The organism is Arthrobacter sp. AIWTK1 (assembly GCF_056680535.1).
Map to the genome: position 1 here is coordinate 56,077 of NZ_CM155287.1, position 23,142 is coordinate 79,218.

The 23,142-nt window shown below is 65.5% G+C and carries 26 protein-coding genes, 1 pseudogene and 1 riboswitch; of the genes and pseudogenes, 16 read left to right on the top strand and 11 right to left on the bottom strand.

The genetic code is table 11. The annotated features are described in order from the left end of the window. Positions 1–10: 10 nt before the first annotated feature. Both kdgD and AC1MDG_RS00270 read right to left on the bottom strand, forming a co-directional pair. Positions 11–925, bottom strand: a complete 915-nt coding sequence (gene kdgD / locus AC1MDG_RS00265) for a 5-dehydro-4-deoxyglucarate dehydratase (RefSeq protein ID WP_479806784.1) — start codon at positions 923–925, stop codon at positions 11–13. A 168-nt stretch (positions 926–1,093) separates the two neighbouring features. Continuing rightward, positions 1,094–1,978, bottom strand: a complete 885-nt coding sequence (locus AC1MDG_RS00270; RefSeq protein ID WP_479806785.1) for a LysR family transcriptional regulator — start codon at positions 1,976–1,978, stop codon at positions 1,094–1,096. Between the two features lie 143 nt (positions 1,979–2,121). Here AC1MDG_RS00270 and AC1MDG_RS00275 point away from each other — a divergent pair, with 143 nt between their 5' ends. From AC1MDG_RS00275 to AC1MDG_RS00290, 4 genes are read left to right on the top strand one after another with little or no spacing between them, the layout of a single operon-like run. Then, entirely contained in the window at positions 2,122–3,126 is a 1,005-nt protein-coding gene (locus tag AC1MDG_RS00275; RefSeq protein ID WP_479806786.1) for a Bug family tripartite tricarboxylate transporter substrate binding protein, read from the top strand. Then, positions 3,123–3,716 carry a tripartite tricarboxylate transporter TctB family protein gene (locus AC1MDG_RS00280; protein ID WP_479806787.1) on the top strand — a complete coding sequence of 198 codons (594 nt, stop codon included), beginning with the start codon at positions 3,123–3,125 and terminating at the stop codon, positions 3,714–3,716. The genes AC1MDG_RS00275 and AC1MDG_RS00280 overlap by 4 nt, the downstream gene beginning before the upstream one ends. A gap of 9 nt (positions 3,717–3,725) precedes the next feature. Then, complete coding sequence (locus tag AC1MDG_RS00285; protein ID WP_479806788.1) at positions 3,726–5,258, top strand: tripartite tricarboxylate transporter permease; 1,533 nt, start codon at positions 3,726–3,728, stop codon at positions 5,256–5,258. Then, a complete protein-coding gene (locus tag AC1MDG_RS00290) occupies positions 5,255–5,659 on the top strand; it encodes a universal stress protein (protein ID WP_479806789.1) in 405 nt (134 codons plus the stop codon). The genes AC1MDG_RS00285 and AC1MDG_RS00290 overlap by 4 nt, the downstream gene beginning before the upstream one ends. A gap of 121 nt (positions 5,660–5,780) precedes the next feature. Here the strand turns inward: AC1MDG_RS00290 and AC1MDG_RS00295 are convergent, their stop codons facing one another. Further along, positions 5,781–6,482, bottom strand: a complete 702-nt coding sequence (locus AC1MDG_RS00295; RefSeq protein ID WP_479806790.1) for a TetR/AcrR family transcriptional regulator — start codon at positions 6,480–6,482, stop codon at positions 5,781–5,783. Between the two features lie 140 nt (positions 6,483–6,622). Between AC1MDG_RS00295 and AC1MDG_RS00300 the strand changes: the two genes are divergently transcribed. The 4 genes from AC1MDG_RS00300 to AC1MDG_RS00315 all read left to right on the top strand — a co-directional run bounded on the left by AC1MDG_RS00300 (position 6,623) and on the right by AC1MDG_RS00315 (position 11,083). Next, positions 6,623–8,011, top strand: a complete 1,389-nt coding sequence (locus AC1MDG_RS00300) for a flavin monoamine oxidase family protein (protein ID WP_479806791.1) — start codon at positions 6,623–6,625, stop codon at positions 8,009–8,011. Between the two features lie 27 nt (positions 8,012–8,038). Beyond that, positions 8,039–8,953, top strand: a complete 915-nt coding sequence (locus tag AC1MDG_RS00305) for a universal stress protein (RefSeq protein ID WP_479806792.1) — start codon at positions 8,039–8,041, stop codon at positions 8,951–8,953. Beyond that, positions 8,950–10,473: an APC family permease gene (locus tag AC1MDG_RS00310; protein ID WP_479806793.1), complete on the top strand. Its 1,524-nt coding sequence runs from the start codon at positions 8,950–8,952 to the stop codon at positions 10,471–10,473. Before AC1MDG_RS00305 ends, AC1MDG_RS00310 begins: the two co-directional genes overlap by 4 nt. 127 nt (positions 10,474–10,600) lie before the next feature. Next, on the top strand, positions 10,601–11,083 hold the full coding sequence (locus AC1MDG_RS00315; RefSeq protein WP_043479863.1) for a pyridoxamine 5'-phosphate oxidase family protein: 483 nt from the start codon (positions 10,601–10,603) through the stop codon (positions 11,081–11,083). A 3-nt stretch (positions 11,084–11,086) separates the two neighbouring features. Here AC1MDG_RS00315 and AC1MDG_RS00320 read toward each other — a convergent pair whose 3' ends face one another. Together AC1MDG_RS00320 and AC1MDG_RS00325 are read right to left on the bottom strand one after the other, a co-directional pair. Beyond that, positions 11,087–11,692, bottom strand: coding sequence for a DUF6919 domain-containing protein (locus AC1MDG_RS00320; protein ID WP_479806794.1), 606 nt, complete (start codon positions 11,690–11,692; stop codon positions 11,087–11,089). Positions 11,693–11,760: 68 nt separating this feature from the next. Next, a complete protein-coding gene (locus AC1MDG_RS00325) occupies positions 11,761–12,345 on the bottom strand; it encodes a hypothetical protein (RefSeq protein WP_479806795.1) in 585 nt (194 codons plus the stop codon). A 161-nt stretch (positions 12,346–12,506) separates the two neighbouring features. Between AC1MDG_RS00325 and AC1MDG_RS00330 the strand changes: the two genes are divergently transcribed. After that, complete coding sequence (locus tag AC1MDG_RS00330) at positions 12,507–12,896, top strand: VOC family protein (protein WP_479806796.1); 390 nt, start codon at positions 12,507–12,509, stop codon at positions 12,894–12,896. A gap of 70 nt (positions 12,897–12,966) precedes the next feature. Next, positions 12,967–13,146 carry a PspC domain-containing protein gene (locus AC1MDG_RS00335; protein WP_011689918.1) on the top strand — a complete coding sequence of 60 codons (180 nt, stop codon included), beginning with the start codon at positions 12,967–12,969 and terminating at the stop codon, positions 13,144–13,146. Between the two features lie 9 nt (positions 13,147–13,155). Here AC1MDG_RS00335 and AC1MDG_RS00340 read toward each other — a convergent pair whose 3' ends face one another. From AC1MDG_RS00340 to AC1MDG_RS00350, 3 genes and pseudogenes are all read right to left on the bottom strand, one after another. Then, positions 13,156–13,452 carry a substrate-binding domain-containing protein gene (locus AC1MDG_RS00340; RefSeq protein WP_479806797.1) on the bottom strand — a complete coding sequence of 99 codons (297 nt, stop codon included), beginning with the start codon at positions 13,450–13,452 and terminating at the stop codon, positions 13,156–13,158. A 182-nt stretch (positions 13,453–13,634) separates the two neighbouring features. Then, positions 13,635–13,736: pseudogene (locus AC1MDG_RS00345) on the bottom strand (LacI family DNA-binding transcriptional regulator); the annotation flags it as partial. Positions 13,737–13,769: 33 nt separating this feature from the next. Then, the gene (locus tag AC1MDG_RS00350; RefSeq protein WP_479809160.1) at positions 13,770–14,414 is read right to left on the bottom strand and encodes a nucleoside/nucleotide kinase family protein; all 645 of its coding nucleotides are present in this window, start codon (positions 14,412–14,414) and stop codon (positions 13,770–13,772) included. A 200-nt stretch (positions 14,415–14,614) separates the two neighbouring features. Here AC1MDG_RS00350 and AC1MDG_RS00355 point away from each other — a divergent pair, with 200 nt between their 5' ends. After that, positions 14,615–15,094, top strand: coding sequence for a hypothetical protein (locus tag AC1MDG_RS00355; protein WP_479806798.1), 480 nt, complete (start codon positions 14,615–14,617; stop codon positions 15,092–15,094). Between the two features lie 20 nt (positions 15,095–15,114). On the opposite strand, the gene AC1MDG_RS00360 is transcribed toward AC1MDG_RS00355, so the two are convergent. Next, positions 15,115–15,519, bottom strand: a complete 405-nt coding sequence (locus AC1MDG_RS00360) for a DUF5997 family protein (RefSeq protein ID WP_043479868.1) — start codon at positions 15,517–15,519, stop codon at positions 15,115–15,117. Positions 15,520–15,575: 56 nt separating this feature from the next. Between AC1MDG_RS00360 and AC1MDG_RS00365 the strand changes: the two genes are divergently transcribed. After that, entirely contained in the window at positions 15,576–16,349 is a 774-nt protein-coding gene (locus tag AC1MDG_RS00365; protein ID WP_479806799.1) for a LysR family transcriptional regulator substrate-binding protein, read from the top strand. Between the two features lie 3 nt (positions 16,350–16,352). Here AC1MDG_RS00365 and AC1MDG_RS00370 read toward each other — a convergent pair whose 3' ends face one another. Next, on the bottom strand, positions 16,353–16,688 hold the full coding sequence (locus AC1MDG_RS00370) for a hypothetical protein (protein ID WP_479806800.1): 336 nt from the start codon (positions 16,686–16,688) through the stop codon (positions 16,353–16,355). A 48-nt stretch (positions 16,689–16,736) separates the two neighbouring features. Next, positions 16,737–17,750, bottom strand: a complete 1,014-nt coding sequence (locus AC1MDG_RS00375) for a LacI family DNA-binding transcriptional regulator (protein ID WP_479806801.1) — start codon at positions 17,748–17,750, stop codon at positions 16,737–16,739. 151 nt (positions 17,751–17,901) lie between these two features. Here AC1MDG_RS00375 and AC1MDG_RS00380 point away from each other — a divergent pair, with 151 nt between their 5' ends. The 4 genes from AC1MDG_RS00380 to lipA all read left to right on the top strand — a co-directional run bounded on the left by AC1MDG_RS00380 (position 17,902) and on the right by lipA (position 23,137). Then, positions 17,902–19,080 (top strand): Gfo/Idh/MocA family protein, encoded by a 1,179-nt coding sequence (locus tag AC1MDG_RS00380; protein ID WP_479806802.1) that lies wholly within the window; start codon positions 17,902–17,904, stop codon positions 19,078–19,080. Beyond that, positions 19,077–20,096 carry a sugar phosphate isomerase/epimerase family protein gene (locus AC1MDG_RS00385; RefSeq protein ID WP_479806803.1) on the top strand — a complete coding sequence of 340 codons (1,020 nt, stop codon included), beginning with the start codon at positions 19,077–19,079 and terminating at the stop codon, positions 20,094–20,096. Before AC1MDG_RS00380 ends, AC1MDG_RS00385 begins: the two co-directional genes overlap by 4 nt. A gap of 223 nt (positions 20,097–20,319) precedes the next feature. Continuing rightward, positions 20,320–20,417: riboswitch (glycine riboswitch) on the top strand. Between the two features lie 271 nt (positions 20,418–20,688). Then, positions 20,689–22,116 carry an L-serine ammonia-lyase gene (locus tag AC1MDG_RS00390; protein ID WP_479806804.1) on the top strand — a complete coding sequence of 476 codons (1,428 nt, stop codon included), beginning with the start codon at positions 20,689–20,691 and terminating at the stop codon, positions 22,114–22,116. A 13-nt stretch (positions 22,117–22,129) separates the two neighbouring features. Beyond that, positions 22,130–23,137: a lipoyl synthase gene (lipA, locus tag AC1MDG_RS00395; RefSeq protein ID WP_479806805.1), complete on the top strand. Its 1,008-nt coding sequence runs from the start codon at positions 22,130–22,132 to the stop codon at positions 23,135–23,137. The last annotated feature ends 5 nt before the right edge of the window (positions 23,138–23,142 follow it).

Here is a 23,142-nt window from a genome sequence, read left to right on the forward strand (position 1 = left end):
TGGCAGCGGGTCAGGAGACGGTGGCGATGAGGGCCTTGAGGTCCGCAAGGTCCTGCGGTGCCAGGTTCTGCAGCGGGGGGCGGACGCCGCCGGCCGAGCGCCCGATGGCGTCCAGGCCGCCCTTGACGATGGAAACGGAGTAGCCCTTGACCCTGTCCCGGATGTCCAGGTACGGGATCACGAAGTCGTTGAGCTTCTTGTTCACGGCCACGCGGTCCTGGTTGCGCACGTCCTGGTAGAAGTCCAGGGCGAACTGCGGGACGAAGTTGTACATGGCGCTGGAGTAGGTGCTCATGCCCAGCTGCAGCAGCGGCAGCGCGAAGGTCTCCGCAGTCGGGAGGCCGCCGAGGTAGAAGAGGCGGTCACCGAGCTTGGCGTAAACGCGGGCGTCGTGTTCGAGGTCGCCCACGCCGTCCTTGAAACCGATGAGGTTCTCGTGGCGGTCGGCCAGGGCGGCAACGGTGGTGTCCTTGTAGATCGCGTTGGCACGGTTGTAGATGATGACGCCGAGCGAGGTGGAACTGCAGACGGCGCTGACGTGCTCGATCAGGCCGCCCTGGTCCGCTTCTGTCAGGTACGGCGGCAGCAGCAGGATGCCCTCGGCGCCAGCCGCTTCGGCGGCTTGGGCGTTTTCGATGGCCTGGGCCGTGGAACCGCCGGCTGACGCCAGAACGGGAACTGTGTTGCCGACCTCCTCGACGGCCGCGCGCACGACGCGGGCGGATTCGGCCGGCGTGAGGGAGAAACCTTCGCCCGTGCCGCCGGCGGCGAAAAGCCCGGCCACCGGGTAGCTGGCCTGCCAGGCAAGGTGCTTGCGGTAGTTTTCCTCATCGAACTGGAGCTGCGAATCGAACGAGGTCACCGGGAAGGAGAGCAACCCGTCTTTGAGAACGCTGGCAAGTTCCTGGGGTGAGTGTTTGGCCACGATGGTCCTCCATGTCGGCGCCGCAGCGGTGCGGCAGATGATGTCTTCCCCTTCAGCCTAGGGAGTCAAGTGATGCCTGTCTAAGTTCAATTTTGTATGCATTGATACCCTTTCTGCATCACTTCGGGCCATGATGGGCCTAGGCGGCGACGGTTCCAGTCGGCGGTCCTAGTTCTCCTGGAACTCCAGCGTCTTCAAGGCCAGGGCGAGTGCGGGGTTGGTGATGCTGCGGCTCCAGATCGCGTGCAGTTCCACCGGATCATCCACGCTGCTCTCCAGCGGAAGGAATTCGACGCCGTGGACGCCCAGCAGCGTTGCCGAGTGCGGGACGAAGGCGACGCCGCGTTTGGCAGCTACCAGGGACACCATGGTGAGGATCTGGCTGACGGTGTGGACCACATTGGCGTGCTGGATGGACATCATCCGGACCACGAGGTCATAGAAATACTGGGCCTGAGTGGAGGAGTGCATGATGAGCGGCTCGTCCCGGAGATCCTTCTCGGTGATGTCCCGCTTGAGTCCGGCCAGCGGATGGCTGGATGGCACCGCCAGCACCATGGCTTCCCGGTACAGAAGATGCGAATCGAAGACTTCGTTATCGAAGGGCGGCCTGGCGAGGCCGAGGTCCAGTTCGCCCGAGAGGAGTCCGGCGATCTGCTCGCCCGTCACGAGTTCCTGCAGGTCGATGTCGACGTCGGGTAAAGCTGCGGAAATCTCCTCCAGCAGGGGACCGAGAATACTGAAGCCGCTGGCTGCAGTGAAGCCGATCCGCAAAAGCCCGGAGTGTCCGGAGGCTATCCGCCGTGCCGTGACGGGCGCGCGGCTGGCCAGGGCCATCAGCCGCCGGGCCTCATCCAGGAAGGCGCGCCCCGCGGCCGTCAGCTGGACTTTGCGGTTGTCCCGTTCCAGCAGCTCCGCGCCCACGGCCTTCTCCAGTTTCTGGATCTGGCGGCTCAGGGGCGGCTGGGTCATGTTGAGGCGTTCCGCCGCTCTCCCGAAGTGGAGCTCCTCAGCTACGGCGATGAATCCCGCCAGCTGGTCAAAGGTAAACATGATGCCTTCCGGGTATCACTCGATGCATATTCGGGCTTAGACATGCATCATAGTGGGTTCCTACACTCGATACAGCCAACCGGCCGTGATCCGGTTCACAAACGTATTGGGGCCTAGCCCTGTAGCGCCAACGAGGAGTTCCAATGATGCACTTCCCCACCCGCCGAGCCGTCCTCGGAACGGCTTCAGCCATTACGCTCCTGGCCCTGACCGCCTGCGGCAACGTCGCCGGCAGCGGCGGCGCAGATTCATCCAAATACCCGTCCGGCCCCGTCAACCTCTCCGTTGGCCAGGCTGCCGGCGGCAGCACCGACCTGATCGCCCGCGCCCTCGCCGAAGGCGCCTCCAAAACGCTTGGCCAGCCGATGCCCGTGGTCAACAAGCCCGGTGCAAACGGCGCCCTCGCAACGAAGGAAGTGGCCGGCAAGCCCGCCGATGGCCAGGAGCTGGTCCTGCTGAACGCCTCCCTGATCACCATCACCCCTCTGGCGGTCTCAGCTGAAGAAGCCGTGAACATTGACGATCTGGACATCATCGCCGGCCTGTCCCAGGACGACTACGTCCTAGTGGCAAGCCCCGGGTCCGGATTCAAGACCTTCAAAGATGTGACGAATGCCGGCCGTAATGTGACCTTCGGTACCACGGGCGTGGGCACCGGCAGCCAGCTGGCCCAGACCGTGCTCTTCAAGCAGGCCAAGGTCACCGGCACCGACATCCCCTTTGACAGCGGCAAGCCCGCCCTGACAGCAGCCCTGGGAAACCAGGTGGAGCTCGCAACCATCCAGCTGGGTGAAGCAATGCCGCAGATCGAAGCCGGAAAGGTCGCCCCGCTCCTGGTCTTCTCTGAAGGGCGCAACACGTTCCTGCCGGACACCCCGACCGCGAAGGAAGCGGGATATGACGTTCCAGTAGCCCAGTACCGGGCCGTCGCCGCTCCCAAGGGCACCCCGCAGGATGTCAAGGACAAGCTGCTTGCCGCATTCCAGGAGGCTTTCAAGTCGGACGCCTACAAGGAGTTCAACAAAAAGAACATGCTGACGCCCAAAGAAATCTCGGGTAAGGAAGTGGTCACCGAATGGAAGGCCTACGCAGCGAAGTACAAAGAGCTGGTGGAGAAGTACGACATCAGCCTCGGCGGAAATAAGTGACTCCTGTGAAAGGAATACCCGCAGCACCCGCCGGAGGCAGCAGCGAGACAGCTGCCTCCGGCGGGGACGCCCCTCGAGACCTTGCAGAGGAATTTGCCGACGACCTGACGCCCGAGCAGCTCGCAGCCCAGTGGGAGGAGGAAAAGCCTCCCGCGGCCGGAGCCCTTGCCAACGCCTCGTCATCCCTGGTGGTCATTGGGGTCGGGATCGGCGCCCTCATCCTTTCGGTCGCCATGGGCCTCGGTACGCCTGACAAGCCACAGCCCGGGCTGTGGCCGTTCATCATCAGCTGCGTCATGGTTGCCCTCGGGGCCTTTCAGCTCATCGCCGGGCGGCACAACCGGGATGCGGAGAAATTCACCCGCATGTCCAACGCGCCGCTGACGGGTCTGGTGACCCTCGCCGCCATGGTGGCGCTTATGCCGCTGATCGGTTTTGAACTGCCGGCCCTGGTGTTGTGCATCATCTGGATGCGCTTCCTCGGCGGTGAAACCTGGCGCTCCACCCTTGTGGTCAGCGCGAGCGTCGTCATTGCCTTTTACGGGATCTTTGTCCTCGCGCTCAACACCTCCATTCCCCACCTCTTCTAGGAGACCCCCGTGGATTTTCTAAATCCCGTTATCAACGGATTTGCGGTTGTCCTGGAGCCGACAAACCTCCTTTACTGCCTGATCGGCGTCGTGATCGGGATGCTGATCGGGGTGCTGCCCGGACTGGGGCCCGCGGCCACCATCGCCATCCTCCTTCCGCTTACCTACAACGTTGAGCCCGTCACCGCCATCATCATGCTGGCCGGGATCTTTTACGGTGCGCAGTACGGCGGCACCATCACCTCCGTACTCCTGCGGCTGCCCGGCGAAGCGTCGTCCGTGGTCACAGTGTTCGACGGCTACCAGATGGCAAAGCAAGGCAGGGCCGGTACCGCGCTGGGCCTGGCATCGATCGGTTCCTTCGTTGGTGGCACCGCAGCCATTATCGGCCTGACCTTCCTGGCTCCCATCGTTGCCAGCTTCGCCTTGGATTTCGGACCGCCTGAGTACACCGCCCTGGCACTGCTCGGCATCCTCCTCGTGGCAACGATCAGCAACGGATCGAAGGCCAAAGCGCTCATCGCCGCGGCCCTTGGACTTCTGCTCGCCACAGTCGGCAGGGACATTTTCACTGGTGAAAGCCGCTTTACATTCGGCAGCCTGCAACTCGCGGATGGCATCGACTTCGTGCCGATCGCGATGGGCATTTTCGGCCTCGGCGAGATCCTCTACAATCTGGAGGAACGGCACCGGGCCGCGAAGGCGCCGTCGAAGGTCACCAACGTCTGGCCCTCCCGGAAGGACCTGAAGCAGGCCTCCGGCGCGATCGGCCGCGGCTCCGTCCTGGGCTTCTTCCTGGGCATCCTCCCCGGCGGCGGCGCCACCATCGCCTCCATGGCCTCCTACGCAATGGAGAAGAAACGGGCTAAGCAGCCTGAACGTTTCGGGAAGGGCGCACCCGAGGGTGTCGCCGGACCGGAAACCGCGAACAATGCCGCGGCGACGTCCTCCTTCATCCCGCTGCTGACGCTCGGCATTCCCGCGAACGCCACCATGGCCCTGATGTTCGGTGCCTTGCTGATCCAGGGCGTCACTCCCGGCCCGCAGTTGGTGGAACAGAACCCGGAGCTGTTCTGGGGTGTGGTGAACTCCATGTACATCGGCAACATCCTGCTGCTGATCATGAGCCTGCCGCTGGTGGGGATCTTCGTGAAGATCCTCCGCGTCCGTGGTGCCATCCTGGCACCCATCACGGCCCTCATCACGCTGCTGGGTGCCTACACCATCAACAACAGCATGTTCGATGTCACGCTGGTGGTTGTCTTCGGCATCGTTGGCTACCTCATGAAGAAGTTCGGCTTCGAACCCGGCCCCCTCGTGCTGGCATTCGTGCTCGGAGAGCTGCTGGAAAGCTCCATGCGGCGCTCACTGCTGGTCTTCGGCGGCGACCCGGTGGGCTTCGTCGGCCGCCCGATCTCGGCCACGCTACTCGTGGTGTTCGTGCTGGTCGCGGTGCTTCCGGGCCTCCGGTCCATGCTGGCCAAGCGCAGAACCTCCGCCGCGGCAGAGCCCGCCCCCACCAAAATCAAGGAGAAGGTATGAGCATCATCGTCGGATTCGTTCCCACGCCTGCCGGCGAGGCGGCGCTCACGGCCGCCATCGCCGAGGCAACCCTCCGCAATGAGGACCTGGTGATCGTCAACTCAGCCCGTGAGGGTGCGCTGGTGGACAAGTCCGTGGCGGGCGAGGATGTCCTGGCCCTGGCGGCGAAGCGTGCGGCGGAAGCCGGCGTCGCGGCAAGGGTCATCCAGCCGCCCTACCACCACGACCTCGCTGACGAATTCCTGGATGTGGCCCGTGAAGCGAATGCGTCCCTCATTGTTATTGGCCTGCGGCACCGCTCCCAGGTGGGCAAGTTCATCCTAGGCAGCCACGCCCAGCGCATCCTGATGCAAGCCGACCGGCCGGTCCTGGCAGTGAAGGCGGACGGCGCGCACTTCTAGGAACCACTCCTCAGCCAAGCAGCCCGGTGCCAGGGGCGGTACGCGACCTCAACGGGGTCGCGGACCGCCCCTTTCCGCACCTGCCCCGCGCCCGCCTGGCAGGCTGACCGCAAGCCAAAGCCTACTTCCGCAGCGCCCCGAGCCCCGAGATCAACGCCTCCAGGCCCAGGCTGAAGGCGATGTCCGCAGGCTTTTCGTGGCCTTGCTCGGCGAGGCTCTGCACGGCGGCCGTGAAGTTGGGCGTTGATTCCGCCATGCTGCCCGGATCGAAGATGTCCGCCGGAGCCGTGACGTCGAAGGCCGAACCGAAAATGAAGGACTCCAGCGCCACGATCGAGGAGATGATGCGTTCCTCGGGGAAGCCGGCTTTCCGCAGCCCTGCGCTGACGCTCTCGTACATGGCCAGGGTCTGCGGCGCATCCGTCACCGGCAGGACCGCGATCACCGGGATGAGCGGCGTGTGCTTGGAGAAAACGTCCCGGTAACTCCACGCCCACCGCCGCACGGCATCGTCCCAGGGTTCACGGCCGAACGCGGACACGTCCACCAGGGCCGCGAGGTGGTCCTCCACCAGGACCAGCACGTCCCGTTTGGACGTCACATGGTTGTAGAGGGCCGACGGCGCCACGTCCAGTGAGCGTGCCAGCGCCGCCATGGTGAGCCCGTCGTAGCCGCTTTTCCCGATCAGCCGCAGCGCTGCCGCGGTGATCACCGCCTGGTCCAGTACGGCTGATGCCGGCCTGCCCGCGCGTCGCTTCGGCGGGGTTGCTGCGGGGAGGGAGTCCGTGCGGGATGTGGCGTTCTGGCGGGCGGCTGCCGGCATCGTCGGCCTTTCTGCTGGCTGGGTCCCCAGCATTATTCCATTGACCCCTTCCGCGGCGGAGCTGGAACCGCTATAGTTTCCTAAATGAATGGCATTCATTTAGTGGTACGCATCACTCCCGCGGCCACAGAGAGGACATCATGCTGGAACTTGACCGCGACGTCGTCGTCGTAGGCGCTGGCCCCTCGGGACTCACCGCAGCCCGCGAACTGAAGAAGGCAGGCCTCAGCGTCGCCGTGCTGGAAGCGCGGGACCGGGTAGGCGGCCGCACCTGGACGGACACCGTTGACGGCGCCATGCTGGAAATCGGCGGCCAGTGGGTCTCGCCGGACCAGACGGTGCTGTTGGAACTCCTGGACGAGCTGGGACTTGAAACCTACTCCCGCTACCGCGAAGGCGAATCGATCTATATCGGCGCCGACGGCAGGAAGACCCGCTACACCGGGGATTCCTTCCCGGTCAGCGACACCACGGCCGCCGAGATGGACAAGCTGGTCGGCCTGCTGGACGGACTGGCGGCGGAGATCGGCCCCACCGAACCCTGGGCCCATCCCAAGGCCCGGGAACTGGACACCATTTCCTTCCATCACTGGCTCCGCGAGAACTCCCCGGATGAGGAGGCATGCAACAACATCGGCCTGTTCATCGCCGGCGGCATGCTGACCAAGCCAGCGCACGCATTTTCCGCGCTGCAGGCAGTCCTGATGGCTGCCTCCGCCGGGTCCTTCAGCCACCTCACGGACGAGGACTTCATCCTGGACAAGCGGGTTGTGGGCGGCATGCAGCAGGTTTCGCTGCTGCAGGCACGCGAACTGGGTGACGACGTCGTTCTTAACAGCCCGGTGCGCACCATTAACTGGACGGAAAGGTCCGACGGCGGCACGCGCGTCACCGTGGTGTCCGAACGGGCCACGGTGAACGCCCGCTACGTGGTCATGGCGGTGCCGCCGAACCTGTATTCGCGGGTTTCCTTCAACCCGCCGCTGCCGCGCAGGCAGCACCAGATGCACCAGCACCAGTCACTGGGCCTGGTCATCAAGGTGCACGCCGTCTACAAGACGCCGTTCTGGCGCGAGGAGGGGCTCTCCGGCACGTGCTTCAGCGCTGGCTCGCTGGTGCAGGAGGTGTACGACAACACCAACCACGGGGATTCCCGCGGCACCCTGGTGGGTTTCGTCTCGGACGAGAAGGCCGACGCCGTCTTCGAGCTGAGTGCCGAAGAGCGCAAGCGCACCATCCTGGAATCAATCGCGGCCTTCCTGGGCGACAAGGCACTGGAGCCCGAGGTGTACTACGAGTCCGACTGGGGCGCCGAGGAGTGGACTCGCGGCGCCTATGCCTCCAGCTACGACCTCGGCGGCCTGCACCGCTACGGCAAGGACCAGCACCAGCCCGTGGGCCCCATCTACTGGAGCTCCTCCGACCTTGCGGCCGAGGGCTACCAGCACGTCGACGGCGCCATCCGGATGGGTCAGCTGACCGCCGCCCGGGTTGCCGCCGTTGCGCACCGCGCTTCAGTCACGCAGTAGGAAACCAGTTAAGAGAGGAACGGCCAGATGCGGTACGTAGTGGGGTATTCAGCAAATGCCAGAGGCCATGATGCCGTAAATCTGGCCGTTTCACTGGCCCGGGGCCGTGGTGCAGCCCTGGACCTGGTGGTCGCCATTCCGGAGGTGTCGCCGTTCAGCGCGGCCCATGCGCCGAAGGCCGGATTCGAAACCCTGCTCCATGAGCAGGCCCGCGCGTGGCTCGACGAGGCACTGGCGCTGGTTCCGGCCGATGTCCCGGCGGAAGGGCACGTTCGCAGAGGGGGGTCGGACGCGCAGACCCTGATGGATGCGTGCGCGGAATTTCAGGCGGACATGCTGATTATCGGGGCCACGAGCAACGGGCTGTTCAAACGGTTCACCATCGGATCCGTGGCTGGTGCGCTGCTCCATGCAGCCACCGTTCCAGTGGCGTTGGCACCTCACGGATACCACCGCAGGGAAGCCCTGACCCGGATCAGCTGCGGACTCGGCACCCGCCCCGGTGCCGACGAACTACTGGACTACGCCGTTTCGATGGCGTCCAACCGCGATGTGCCCCTGCGGGTGGTGTCGCTTTTGACGCTCGACGACGGCGGGTCGCCGGACGTCGCCGAGGCGGCCCGCAGCCATGCCGGCAATCGCGTGTCCGCCGCCCTTCCCGGCGGAGACGCGGGCGTCCACGTTGCCGCGAAGGCGGACGTCGTGGTGGCGCAGGGCCGGAGCATCGAGGAAGCCGTGGACCGGCTCGACTGGGAGGACGGCGAGGTCCTGGTGATCGGATCAAGCAGGCTCGCCAGGAGCCGTGCCATCTTCCTGGGCAGCACAGCGAACCGCATCCTCCGCGCCCTGCCGGTGCCCATGATCGTGGTCCCGAGCGACTACGAACTCAAGCACCAGACCCATTCAATGTCGAATGAAACCTCCGGAGAGGCACCATCATGACCACAGAGCACGCGACTTCCGCGGCATCGCAGACCGACCACAAGGGCATTAGTGCCAAAGGCCTGAAGGCCGGATCCGTAGGGCTGATCGGCGCAGTCGTCATCGGCGTCTCCTGCATTGCCCCGGCCTACACCCTCACCGCAGCGCTCGGGCCAACAGTGTCCGAGGTCGGCGTCCACTTGCCGGCCATCTTCCTGGTGGGATTCATTCCCATGCTGCTCGTGGCGTTCGGCTACCGGGAACTCAACAACGCCATGCCCGACGCCGGCACCTCCTTCACCTGGGCATCACGGGCATTCGGGCCGTGGATTGGCTGGATGGGCGGCTGGGGACTGATTGCGGCCACCATTATTGTGCTGTCCAACCTGGCCGCCGTCGCCGTCGATTTCTTCTACCTCATGCTGGCCCAGCTCTTCAGCAATCCGGAACTGGGGGAGCTGAGCAAGAACCTGCCGCTCAATATCGCCACAACGCTGGTGTTCATTGCGCTGGCCTGCTGGATCTCATACCGCGGCATGGATACCACCAAGGGTGTCCAGTATGTTCTGGTGGCGTTCCAGCTCCTGGTGCTCGGCTGGTTTGCGGTGGCTGCGTTCAGCCACGTTGCCAACGGTTCGGCTTTTGATGCCACAGCCATCTCGCCCGACTGGTTCAACCCGTTCGCCGTGGACTCCTTTTCTTCCTTTGCTGCCGGGGTGTCCCTGTCGATCTTCATTTACTGGGGATGGGACGTCACGCTCACCATGAACGAGGAAACCCGGAATCCGGAAAAGACGCCGGGCCGCGCCGCGACGGTCACCGTCCTGGTGATCGTGATCATCTACATGACCGTGGCGCTCTCCACCCTGGCATTCGCCGGCACCGGCGACACCGGCCTGGGCGCGGGCAACCCCGATAACCAGGGCAGCATCTTCGCCGTCCTCGCCGGTCCGGTGATGGGGCCGTTCGCCATCCTGATGTCGCTGGCAATTCTGAGCAGCTCGGCCGCTTCCCTGCAGTCCACGTTTGTGTCGCCGGCCCGGACGCTTCTCTCCATGGGCCACTATAAGGCGTTGCCGGCCAAGTTCGGGCGGATCAGCCCTACGTACAAGTCCCCCAGCTATGCCACCATTGCGGCAGCCATCGCCGCTGCGGCGTTCTACGTCATTACCCGGACCACCTCCGAGAATGCGCTTTGGGACACCATCACCGCGCTGGGCATGATGATCTGCTTCTACTACGGCATCACGGCCCTCGCCTGCGTCTGGTTCTTCCGGGCCCAGGCGTTCAGCGGAGCACACGCGTTCTTCTTCAAATTCCTGGCGCCCCTGCTGGGCGGGGTCATCCTGCTGGTCATGTTCTTCAAGACCGCCTATGACTCCATGGATCCCGCCTATGGTTCCGGCTCCTCCGTGGGCGGGGTGGGCCTGGTGTTCATTCTGGGCATGGGCGTGATCCTGCTGGGCGTGGTGCTGATGCTGGTCATGGCCAAACTCCGCCCGGAGTTCTTCAAGGGGCAGGTCCTGGCGCGGGGTATCTGAGCTGCTGGTATCTGAGCTGCAACCCCCTGGCGTCCCGAACCTCCGGCCCGTCGTTGAAAGTAAGCAAACTTACTAATAGGCTGGGCTGGCGGGGAATTTCCCCGTTCGACACGAACGAGGTGAGTGCATGTCTGACACTGAGAACATCAGCAAAGTCACGAAGATCATCAACGATTCCCACATCGGGATGCTGACCACCATCAACGAAGAAGGCGCGCTGGTCAGCCGGCCGCTTGCCGTCCAGGAAGTCAAGGACGACGGCGACATGTGGTTCTTCACGTCATCGGAAACTTCCCAGGTGGCGCACGTCCGTGCCGACCCGCGGGTGAACGTGTCCTTCGGCAAGAACACCGAGTGGGTATCCGTGGCCGGCACGGCGGAAATCGTCACCGACAGGCAGAAGATCCACGACATGTGGAACCAGGTGGTTGAGGCCTGGTTCCCGGACGGCCCCGACACTCCTGAGGTTGTCCTGCTGCGGGTTGATTCCGATTCCGCCGAGTACTGGACCAGCCCCGGCGGCCGGGCTGCCACGGTGCTTCAGTGGGTCAAGTCGAAGGTGACGAACAGCCGCATGAGCGTCGGCGAAAGCGGCACAGTGGACCTGTAGTCCTCACTGCAGTTGCCGGAGGGCCGCCAGCACCTCCGGCAACAGCACGTCGTTCCGGCCCCACACCGGGTCCAGGACTTCCACATACCAGGAATCTGCGAGGAGCAGGGCCAGTGCGTCGTTGGTTTCCTCGGACCAGTCGCGGAGTGCGTCCTCGTCCACCGGGTTCTCACTGGACCCGAGGACGGTGACCACTGCATCGCCGTCGAACGTTACCGGGACGGCCGCCGCGCTCACCTCACCCGGGGCGTGGCCGATGGTGACGAGCTCGGACCGGGTGGACAGGGCCATGAGTTCGGCTGCGGCCGCGGCGCTGCAGAAGCCGGTTACGTACTGCCTCTGCGAATGGCCGGTGTCGCTGCGGATGCCCGGCTGGGATTCCTTGGTGAAGAGGCCGTTCCTGTTGATCTCTGCCAGTTCAGCGGCGATGGGCCGCGTCTCCTCGTCGAAGCTGGGTGCAAACGTTCCAGGCTGGTATTCGCTGTGGGATTCAAGCCACCGCGCGGTCAGTTCGCCCGCCGCTTCGAGGGTTGTCGCCTGACGCCAGGCTCCCCGGTCAGATCGCAACCGGCCGTGCTGGTCTCGTGTGTCCGTGACTAAAGGCTCCATCATGGGATGCTACCGCCGCAGCTTCCGGCCTTTCCAATGGTCCCGACACACCAGTTAACGTCGCGGCCCTAACTCGTCGGCACTCCCGCCGCGGCTTCCGCGCGGCCCAGGGCATGTTCCAGCCGGGTGACGGCGGGAAGGTAGCCGGCGGCCTCGACTGCCCGAATCCGTTCAGCCTCCCTCATGGCCTTGATCAGGGCCGCCGTCTCCGGCCGGCGCACATCGGTCATGTCCGGGTAGTCAATGCAGCACGCGGGATCCAGCTCATAGCGCTGCCATCTGCTCAGCACTGTGCGGTGCCGCGCGGCCGCGGCTTCGATCTCTGCCTGTGCGGCTGCCTCGTGGAGCCGCGCTTGCTGCCGTGCCATCACCCGGGGACTCCACACATACGCGGCCACTGCAGTGGCGGCGGCAAGGAAGCCCATGGCGAGGCCCAGCCACGGGGATGCCAGGAAGGGGATGAGGACAGCGGGGAACACCACCACCAGTCCGGCGAAACCGTCCCAGAACACGGCGTCGGTCATCTGTCCGGCGTCGCGCCTTGCGTGGTAGCGCGCCGAATAGACTGCGCCGGCCACGCCGCACACCACGACGGCGGCGCAGACTACTAGCTGTAAGGGCCCCATGGGGACCGATTCCGTGATGACAGACACCGTTCCACCTCCCACGGGACCTGCCCGGGCTGGCTGGTTCCGCTACTTCCATTGGAATCCCGCCGCGTCCGGACGTCAATGGGCTGGCCCCGGAGTAACCCGGCCGGGGTGGCTGCCCTGCCCCGTTCCCGGCAGCACCGTGCACCGGTAGCCTAGGCAGCATGCGACTAAAAATGTGCAGCATCCACGTCAAGGATCCGGGCGCGGCCCACCACTTCTACACGGAGACACTGGGTTTTGAAACGCTCATGGCCATGCCCGAATACAACCTGTACATCGTGAAGGATCCCGGCTCCGCCGGGGGCAGTTCGGGATCCCTGGGGCTGCTGCTGGAGCCCAGCGACAATCCCATTGCGGCGACCTATATGAACGGCCTGCACGACGCCGGTTTGCCGGCGATCGTTTTCGGCGTTCCCGATGTGCGGGCTGAATACAAGCGGCTCGCAGCCCTTGGCGTCATCTTCCAGGGGGAACCGACCGAGGGCCCCACGGGCACATCGGTGGTGCTGGACGACGGCTGCGGAAACTACGTCCAACTGCACCAGGACTAGGCCGGCAGCCCCAGAACAGGGGCCAGGGGACTCTGGACTCGACCCGGCAACCGGCTGGTACTGTGGCCGCATGAGCGCAGCATTGGTACGGCCCAGGAATGGCAAAATGATCGCTGGCGTCTGCGCCGGCCTCGCAGCCCGGTTCGGCATTTCAAAAGCCCTCGTCCGCATTGGCTTTGTGCTCTTCGGCCTGTTCGGTGTGGGTGAGCTGGTCTACATCGCGTTGTGGATCGTTATGCCAAAGGAGTAGCACCGCGGGTCAGCGGGGAGGCGCCACTGATTCCCGAACAACCAGCGTGCCCTCCGGGACAGCGGGTTGGGCCGCCGACGCGCCCGGGTCGGTCTTGCCCTCAATGGCATCAATGAGGTGGTCCGTGGCCCATGCGCCCATCACGTAGTGAGGCGACTGCACTGTGGTCAGCGCCGGATCAAGGTTCTCGGCGATGAGTTCCTGGTCCCCGAGGCCCACCACCGACAACTCGTCGGGGATCCTGACGCCCACTTCGCCGGCGGCCCGGTACAGGCCCATGGCCATGAGGTCGTTGAAGCAGAACACTGCCGTCGGCCGGTCCCCGGGCTGCAGCAGGCGCAGGGCCGGCTGGCCTGAGCCGCGGCCAGGTCCTCGCAGATCACCCCGATAACCCCGGAACGCCGGGTCCGCAGGGCCCGGGCCAGCCGGTTCGGATCGTATCCGAGCATGTTCGCGGCTTCGTGGACCCGGTCCCGGTTTTCGGCACCCACCCGGGCGTAGGCCACGTTGTTGAGGACCTGGGAGACGGTGGTGACGGACACTCCTGCGCCGGCTGCCACGTCCTTGATTCCCACTGCCTTATTGCTCATGCATCTCCCGCGTCGTTCTGGCCTAGGGCGATTCTATGGGCGGGACGCTGCGTCCATGGCTGCCCAGCGGTCATCCCGTCCGGCTGCAAGGTCTTCGGGGAGGGGGCCGCCGGCCGGGGTGTTGATCGCTGCGGTGAGCGCGGCCAGTACCTCGTCCTGTGAGCCGCCGGCGTCGATGGGGACGAAGCGGCTGAACTCCGGAAGGGTGCGGTAGCCTTCGCTGAGCGCGGTCAGCTCCTCGAGTGTTTCGGTGTCCGTTCCGCGCAGGAGGATGCGTTCCAGCGCCTGCTCCGGCGCAACGTCGAAGTGGATCACCTTGTCCGGTGCGGGAAGGCGCCGCAGCAGCCAGGGGAGCAACCGGCCCGGCGGGAGTCCGCGGACGCTGCGCAGGGCAAGCTGGCAACACAGGTGACGGTCCATGACCACCAAGCCCGAAAAGCTGCGGGCACGGGCATGGGACACCAGAACGTTGGCCGTCCGGATCACGGTCTCCAGTGCGTTCGCCAGGCGGGGGTTGAGGGGAATTCCGGAGCGCTCCGACCACTGCGACATGTTGCGGCGGCCCGCGTGGTTGCGCAGCAGCAGGGCGTTGCCGCCAGCCAGGCGGGCCGCTTCGACGGCGGCGCGTGCAGCGGTGGTCTTTCCGGCACCGTCAATTCCGGTGAGGACAATTAGCAGGGGTGGCTCGTTTCGTTGGGGCGGGCAGCTCGTGCGTCGGAGGCGTTCAGGCAGTTGATCGGGTGGTACCCGCTTAACGCGGGGCAAGCCCCGATTGTCCCGCGGAACTTGTTTTCTGTTCGCCGTCGCGATTTCATGCGCCGTTAATGGCGGGGTTTTAGCGTGGTTCTTCAGGCACCATCCGCTAGAAGGGATCCATCATGGCCGATATTGCTGCTGTGCTGGGACGGCTCACTCCGGAAGAGCTCGACGAGCTCCGGGAGATTGGTCCCCAGGGGCACCTCACCAGGCGACTTGTTGATGCCTTGGACAGGGCGGCCGGCGGTTCAGGCGCGGGCCGGGGCTACTACGTGCCCACGGGCAGCGTGAGTGCAACCGGCGGACCCCACCTCGTGCTGCGCAGCGACGTCTCCGCATGGTTGTTCGGCGCAGGCCCGCAGCTTCCGCACGGGCACCAAACGGGAGAAGCAACCGACGGGCCTGTACGGCAGGAATCTGACTGGTCGGAGCTGCGCCCCGGCGACAGGGTGGCGATTGTGCGGGGCAACCGTGTCACGGCGTCGGGAATTGTTGACACGATGACCGACGACGCCTCCACGGTGTGGGTCCTGTTCGAAGGTGTTGCACCCCGCCGCATGTTCCACCGGGGCGACCCGGACGACCTTCGTCCCGTCCGCTAACCTCCCACGACGTCAGGGGCCTACTCGGCCTTGGCGCGGGCTTTCTTCGCGTCCTTCTTGGCCGCTTCGTCCTTGACGCGCTGCGCTTCGGCGCGGACTGCCGCATGCGTGGAGCGCTCGGCGACCAGCCAGGCGGGGGGAGCCTGCAGCAGCGCGGTGATTTCCGCCGTCGTGAGTGCCTCTTCGACGCCGCCGCGGGCCAGGCCGCTGATGGAAACGTTCAGCTTCTGCGCCACCACCGGGCGGGGGTGCGGGCCGTTGCGGCGGAGTTCGGCCAGCCACTCCGGCGGATTGGCCTGGAGCTCGGCGAAATCGGCGCGGGTGATAACCGAATCCTGGAACTCCTGGGGTGTTGCGGGCAGGTAGATGCCAAGCTTCTTGGCAACGGTGGCCGGCTTCATGGACTGGGAGTTTGCAGAGGTCATGGTTCAAGGGTATCCGGCGGGGGACCGTACCCTAGCACTGGCGGTACTGTGAACCTGTGTCCGCTGAAGAAGAATCCCCGCAAGTACCCGCACCCGCTGAACCCGAAGGCCGCGTGCTGCGCTTCGCCTACGTTGCCGGCGTGACGCCGGGGAAATGGATCCGCCGCTGGGAAGAGCGGATGCCGGATGTTCCGTTGCGGTCCTTTATGTCCGACGACGGCGCGCAGCTCGCCGTTCTACGTGACGGTTCCGCAGACCTTAGTTTCGTCCGGCTGCCGGTGGAGCGCGAGGGCCTGAACGTGATTCCCCTGTACGAGGAGCAGCCCGTGGTGGTTGCTCCCAAGGGGCATGAGATCTCCGTGTTCGAAGAGGTGGCGCTGGCGGACCTTGCCGCGGAGACGTTCCTCGATGTGGCGGAGCTCGGCGGCCCGGAAACGGCGTTGCAGGTGGTTGCCTCCGGTGCGGGGCTTGCCATCCTGCCGATGTCCGTTGCCCGGCATTTCAACGTTAAGGACACAGTGGCGCGGAAACTCACCGGCGCAGCCACCACGCAGATTGCGCTTGCCTGGCCCAACGAGGCCTCGCGTGAAGCGATGGCCGGGGCCGAACAGCCGGCCATGGATGAAGTGATCGAGGAGTTCATCGGGATTGTCCGCGGACGGACCGCCCAGAGCTCCCGCCAGCCGTCGGCGAAGGTGGAGCCGCCCAAGAAGGAACCGAAGCCGGACCGGCGCGGGACCGGCGTCAAGAAGCCCAAGGTGGCGCAGCGCTACGCTCCCAATCCGGACAAGGGCCGTGGCAAGGGATCGCGCAAAAAGGGAAAACGCTAAGGCTCAGGCGGTGCAGGCGTCCTTGAGTGCGGTGACGGATTCCGCCGGAACCTGGTCGCCCGACGCAGCAATCTGACGCAGCGGGGTGGTGATCTCGGAGGGCACACCGGCGGTCTCGGCGCCGGCCACGAGGCCACCGAGGAGTTCCTTGTCCTTCACGCTGACAAGCCCGTCTTCCACGAGCGCGCACACCTGGCCCTTGACCTGGTCCGCGGCCGCGGTGGCAACCTCGGACGCACCGTCGCTCACTGCCTTTTCGGCTGCTTCCTGGACCTGCCCGCAACCGGTCAGTGCAACGATGAGGGCGGCAACGGACAGGGCGGCGAGGCGGGATTTCATTGTTCCAGCGTAGCAAGCGGTGCCGCGGCCCCCGACGGATCCCTGCCGTCAGCCCGTGAAGCGTGACGTGGTGCCGCGGACCACGAGGACCGGTTCGATCAGTTTGCGGCCCGGCGCCAGGCCGGGGTCCTGGATCCGTGCCAGCAGCGTCTGCGCGGAGTCCGCTCCCACCACGTCGCTGCGGTTGTCCACGGTGGTGATGTCCAAATACCGTGATTTCGCCAGCGGCGAGTTGTCGTAGCCGATCACCGACAGGTCCTCCGGCACGGACCGGCCCCGTGCCTTCGCCGCGGCGAACGCCCCCACAGCCATGGTGTCGTTGGCCGCGAAAATGGCCGTGGTGTCGGGGTAGTGGTCCAGCAGCCAGCAGGCCGACGCGTAACCGTCCTCCTCCGACGTTCCCCCGGATTCCCCTGCGATCCGAAGCTCCAGGCCGGCCGCCACCATACCGCTGCGGAAGCCCTCACGCCGGTGCGCCGCCGCGCCGTCCGAGCCGGACAGATGCCCGATCCGGGCATGGCCAAGCTTCAGCAGGTGGCCGACGGCGAGGCGGCCGCCGCCGTCGTCGTCGTTCGTGATGAGGTCGGCACCGGCCGGAACGCCGTTCCGCCAGCCCGCGACGACGGTGGGAACCCAGGTGCCCGCGAGCATGGGCTCGCTGGGTTCAGCGGCGATCACCAGGCCTGCGACGTGCAGGGCAAGGAGGCCGTCGGTGGCCTCCTTGATCCGGTTCTGCCCGGGCCGAGAGTCCGCCACCGTGACCTGGTAGCCGTGCACCGAGAGCGCGGATTCCATGCCGCGCAACAGATCCACGAACCACGGGTTCCTGAAGTCGTCGATTACCAGCCCGATGCTCTTCGTCTGGCTGCTCGCGAGGGCGGTCGCGGCGCGGCTGGGCCGGTACCCGAGTTGCGAGATGGCGGCCAGCACGGCCTCCCGCCGCTTGTCGCTGACCCGTGAGGGGTTCTGCAGGACCAAGGACACCAGCGACGGCGAAACGCCGGCGCTTTTGGCGACGTCGTAGATCGTGGGCCGGCGGGACCGGGGGGTGTTAAGCGTCATGAAGAGCCTTTCCTGTCTCGTTATCGAGGATAGCCGCATGATGATTGACAGGACATATAGACAAAGCTACGCTCTTTTCAGCGAGTGTTTTTGTAGCGCTACAATTTTCTGGACAGGCGATCGGCCTGGCCGAATTTCAAAGGAGAAATCAATGGCTGAAAGCCTCGGCGTCGCCGTCATTGGCGCAGGCATGGCGGGCAAGGCCCACGCTGCTGCGTACCGGACGGCCTCTACGCTGTATAGCCCCGTGCTTCCCCCGGTGCGGCTGGTCTCGATCGGCGACGTCAACGCCGAATTCGGCTCGCTGGCTGCCCGCCGCTTCGGCTACGAACGCAACGACACCTCGTGGCAGGCCATCGCCGAAGCCGATGACATCGACGTCGTCAGTGTTGTCATCGCCAACTCGCTCCACCGCGAAGTCGTGGAAGGCCTGCTCGCCGCCGGCAAGCACGTTCTGTGCGAAAAGCCGCTGAGCGACTCCCTTGAGGACGCCCGGGCCATGGCTGAGGCCTCCCGCAACACGAGCTCGATTGCCCGCATCGGCTTCACCTTCCGCCGCACGCCCGGCATCGCCTACATCCGCGACCTCATCCGCAGCGGCGTCCTCGGCAAGGTGCTGCACTTCAGCGGCCGCTACTGGACCGACTACGGCTTCAGTCCTTCCGCTCCCATGAGCTGGCGCTACAAGGGCGGCCCCGGCTCCGGGGCGCTTGCCGACGTCGGAAGCCACCTGGCTTACGTCTCCGAGTTCCTCTGCGGCGACATTCAGTCCATCAGCGGCGGCCGCCTCAGCACCGCGATCGATAAGCGACCCCTGCCTCTTGGCGCAGTCATCGGGCACGATCATGCTGCGGTCAGCGACACGTTTGAAGCCGTGGAGAACGACGACTACGCAGCATTCAACGCAGAGTTCGCCAACGGCGCCGGCAGCTTTGAAGTCTCGCGGGTTGCCGCAGGGCACGCCAACAGCCTCAACTTCGAGGTGTTCTGCGAGAACGGTGCCGCCAAGTTCGACCAGCGCCGCCCTGCGGAAATCCAGCTGTTCCTCCACGACGGATCGGGCAACGACAACGGCTACCGCCAGGTGATTCTCGGCCCGGGCCACCCCTACATCGCCGGCGGCCTCGCCATGGACGCCCCCGAGGTCGGCTTCGGCCAGAACGACGCGTTCGGCTACCAGGCCCGTGCGTTCCTCGAAGAGGTTGCCGGCCTCAGCGAGGCCGAGTCGCTTCCCCGCTGCGCCACGTTCGACGAGGGCGTGCGCAACATGGAGCTGCTCGGCGCCGTCACTGAATCCGCGCTCAACAACGGAAAGAAAATCACGCTATGAAGCTCGGCGTCTACAACGCGATCCTCCACGACCGGCCGCTTCCCGAGGCCCTGAAGGTCATCGCCGACCTCGGGCTCACCGGAATCGAAATCAACACCGGCGGATTCCTGCCGGCCGTCCACGTTCCGAACATGGACCAGATCCTGGAAAGCGACGCGGCCCGGGACGACTACCTGGCGATCTTCGAGGGGACCGGCGTCGCCATCGCCGGCCTGAACTGCAACGGCAACCCGCTGCACCCGAAGCGGGAAATCGGCGAGAAGCATGCCGAGGACATCCGTCGTTCCATCCGGCTGGCACACCGGCTGGGTCAGGACCGGGTGGTGACCATGTCCGGCCTGCCCGGCGGCGAACCCGGAGCAACCACGGTCAACTGGGTGGTCAACGCCTGGAACTCGGCCGCCCTGGACGTGCTCGACTACCAGTGGGGCATCGCGGCCGGCTTCTGGAAGGAAACCGACCGACTCGCAGCCGACCACGGCGTCAAGGTTGCGCTTGAGCTGCACCCGCAGAACATCGTGTTCAACACGGCCGACGTCCGCAAGCTCATCGACCTCACCGGCGCCACCCACGTGGGTGTTGAACTGGACGCCTCGCACCTGTTCTGGCAGCAGATGGATCCCGTGACCGTGGTCCGCGAACTCGGTCCGCTGGTCTTCCAGGCAGCCGCGAAAGACGTCCGCGTCAACACCGAAAACGCCGCGCTATACGGCGTCCTCGACAACAGCTTCCGCCGGCTCTCGCCGGATGAAGACCGGACAAACCTCGGCGGAGACGAGTGGGCCAACCAGTGGCCCAAGAACTCCGCCTGGGACTTCGTGGCACTGGGCCGCGGGCACGACACCGCCTACTGGACCGAGTTCCTGCGCGCACTCTACGAGGTGGACCCCAACATGCTGGTCAACATCGAGCACGAGGACACCTCCCTGGGCCGGATCGAAGGTCTCCAGGTGGCGGCCAAGGTCCTGCGGGACGCCGATGCGGCACTGACCGCATCGCTGCACCCGACGTCCTAGTTTCGGCTGGACGCGTCAGTGCGGAGGGCGGTTGTGGTCATCACCGGATGGCCACCACCGTCCTTTTGCGTTTGCCGCTGTACTCCCGGCCCGGCGCCTGGCCGGGACGGTGCGCCGGAACAGTCGGCTCAGTACGAATGACACATGTGACGCGACTCTGTTGCGAGCCGCCCCGGCAACCTATAAAGTGTGAGCCGTGTCACCGACAAGTGGCACATGCTTTTGATCTGCGGCGGGAGAGTCCTGCCGGTACGTTCAGCAGGCGCCGTAGGAGCAAATCCTCCCCAGGAATCTCTCAGGCCCACGTACCGCCGCGGCGAGGCAACTCTGGAAAGTAGTCCGGTCCCCGGGCTCACCGACGGTGCAAGCGGCGCTCTGTAACAGCAGGGTACGCGGAAACTCTCAGGTCACATACAGAGCGGGGAGGAACCCAATCAATGTGGCGCCCTGCGCCACCTGAATTATGGAGTTCCTCGTGACGATTCAGCCGTCCTCTTCCGCGTTTGCGGGCCCCCGCATTTGCCTGCCCTGCAGCCTCAGTGCGCGTCCCCGGTCCGCTCCGCAGCGCCTGGGCAACTAAGGAACCCCGGCCATGGCTGTTGGTGTTTTCGATCTTTTTTCCATCGGGATTGGGCCCTCGAGTTCGCATACGGTGGGCCCGATGCGGGCCGCTGCGGTCTTCGCCGAGGAGCTGAGGGCGTCCGGGGACCTGGGCAAGGTGGCCGGGCTGCGGGTGGATTTGTACGGTTCCCTCGCCGCCACCGGGCACGGGCACGGGACCATGACGGCGATCCTGCTGGGTTTGGAGGGTTACCACCCGGAGAAGATCCTCCCCGCGGAGGTGGAGGAGCGGCTCGCGGCGATCGCCGAGACCGGGACCCTGCAGCTTGCCGGTGCCGGTGACCGTGCGGGCGTTCCGCTGCCGTACGGGGTGAAGGACATGGTGCTGCGGCCGTTGACCATCCTGCCGCGGCACACCAACGGGATGACGTTCACCGTCACGGACGCCGGCGGGGAAGTCCTGCACCAGGCGACGTTCTTCTCCGTGGGCGGCGGCTTCATTGTCCGCGAGGGCGAGGAAGAGGCGGCGCTGAAGGAACTGGACGAGTCCAAGAAGGAGCTTCCGCTGCCGTTCCGCACCGCGGCGGAGCTGTTGAAGCACTGCCGGAACACCTCATTGAGCATCAGCGACGTGATGCGGGTCAATGAAGAAGAGGGCCGGTCCGAGGCCGAGATCCGCGAGGGCCTGCTTCACATCTATTCGGTGATGGAGGAATGCGTCGCGGTGTCCCTGAAGCGGGAGGGGCTGCTGCCGGGCGGGCTGAAGGTCCGCCGTCGGGCACCGGACTGGCACGAACGCCTGTTGAAGGAGAACCGCGGCCAGGACCCCGCCTACCGGGATCCGAAGTACTGGCAGGAGTGGGTGAACCTGATCGCGCTGGCGGTCAATGAGGAGAACGCTTCAGGTGGCAGGGTGGTCACTGCGCCGACGAACGGGGCTGCCGGGATCATCCCGGCGGTGCTGTATTACGCGCTGCATTTCGCTCCAGGCATGGACCAGGCCACCCGGCAGGACCGTGACGATGTGGTGGTGAAGTTCCTGCTGGCTGCCGCCGCGGTGGGGGTGCTTTACAAGGAGCAGGCCTCGATCTCGGGGGCGGAAGTGGGTTGCCAGGGCGAGGTGGGCTCGGCGTCGTCGATGGCGGCCGCGGGCCTGGCCGAGGTGATGGGCGGGACGCCGCAGCAGGTGGAAAACGCCGCGGAGATCGCGATGGAGCACAACCTGGGGCTGACGTGTGATCCGATCGGCGGGCTGGTGCAGATCCCTTGTATTGAGCGGAACGCGATCGCGGCGGCGAAGGCCATTAACGCCGCGAAGATGGCGTTGTGGGGGGACGGCACGCACCGGGTGTCCCTGGACGAGGTGATCGTGACCATGCGCGAAACCGGCAAGGACATGTCCTCCAAATACAAGGAGACCGCGATGGGCGGCCTCGCCGTCAACGTCGTGGAATGCTAAAGGAAAGAGAACTATGACACTGGCACCAGAAGGCCGGAAGATGCTGCGTATTGAGCAGCGCAATGCGGCCACACCGGTGGAGCGCAAGCCGGAGTGGATCAAGGCCAAGGTCCAGATGGGCCCGGAGTTCGTCCAGCTCAAGAACCTCGTCAAAAAGGAGAGCCTGCACACCGTCTGTGAGGAAGCAGGCTGCCCGAACATCTTCGAGTGCTGGGAAGACAAGGAAGCCACGTTCCTGATCGGCGGCTCCGAGTGCACCCGGCGCTGCGATTTCTGCCAGATCGACACCGGCAAGCCGTCCCCGGTGGACATGTTCGAACCCACCAAGGTGGCCCGCTCGGTCCAGGCCATGCAGCTGCGCTACGCCACCGTCACCGGGGTGGCCCGGGACGACCTCGCCGACGAGGGCGTGTGGCTCTACGCCGAAACGGTCCGGAAGATTCACGAACTGAACCCGGGCACCGGCGTCGAACTGCTGATCCCGGACTTCTCCGGCAAACCCGAACACATCGCCGCGATCTGCGACTCCAAGCCCGAGGTCTTCGCGCACAACGTCGAAACCGTGCCGCGGATCTTCAAGCGCATCCGCCCCGCGTTCCGCTACGAGCGGTCCCTGGATGTCATCACGCAGGGCCGGAACCTGGGCATGGTCACCAAGTCCAACCTGATCCTGGGCATGGGCGAGACCCGCGAGGAAATCTCCGAGGCCCTCCGGGACCTGCACGAGGCCGGCTGCGACCTGATCACCATCACCCAGTACCTGCGCCCGTCCGAACGGCACCTCCCGGTGGACCGCTGGGTCAAGCCGCAGGAATTCGTGGACCTCGCCACGGAGGCGGACGAGATCGGCTTCCTCGGTGTCATGTCCGGGCCGCTGGTCCGCTCCTCCTACCGTGCCGGCCGGCTCTGGGCCACCGCGATGCGCAAGAAGGGCTGGGACATCCCGGCCGAACTCGCCCACATCGAGAGCTCCGGCAGCACCCGCCAGGAAGCCAGCTCCCTCATCGCAGCACATTCCTGAGAACC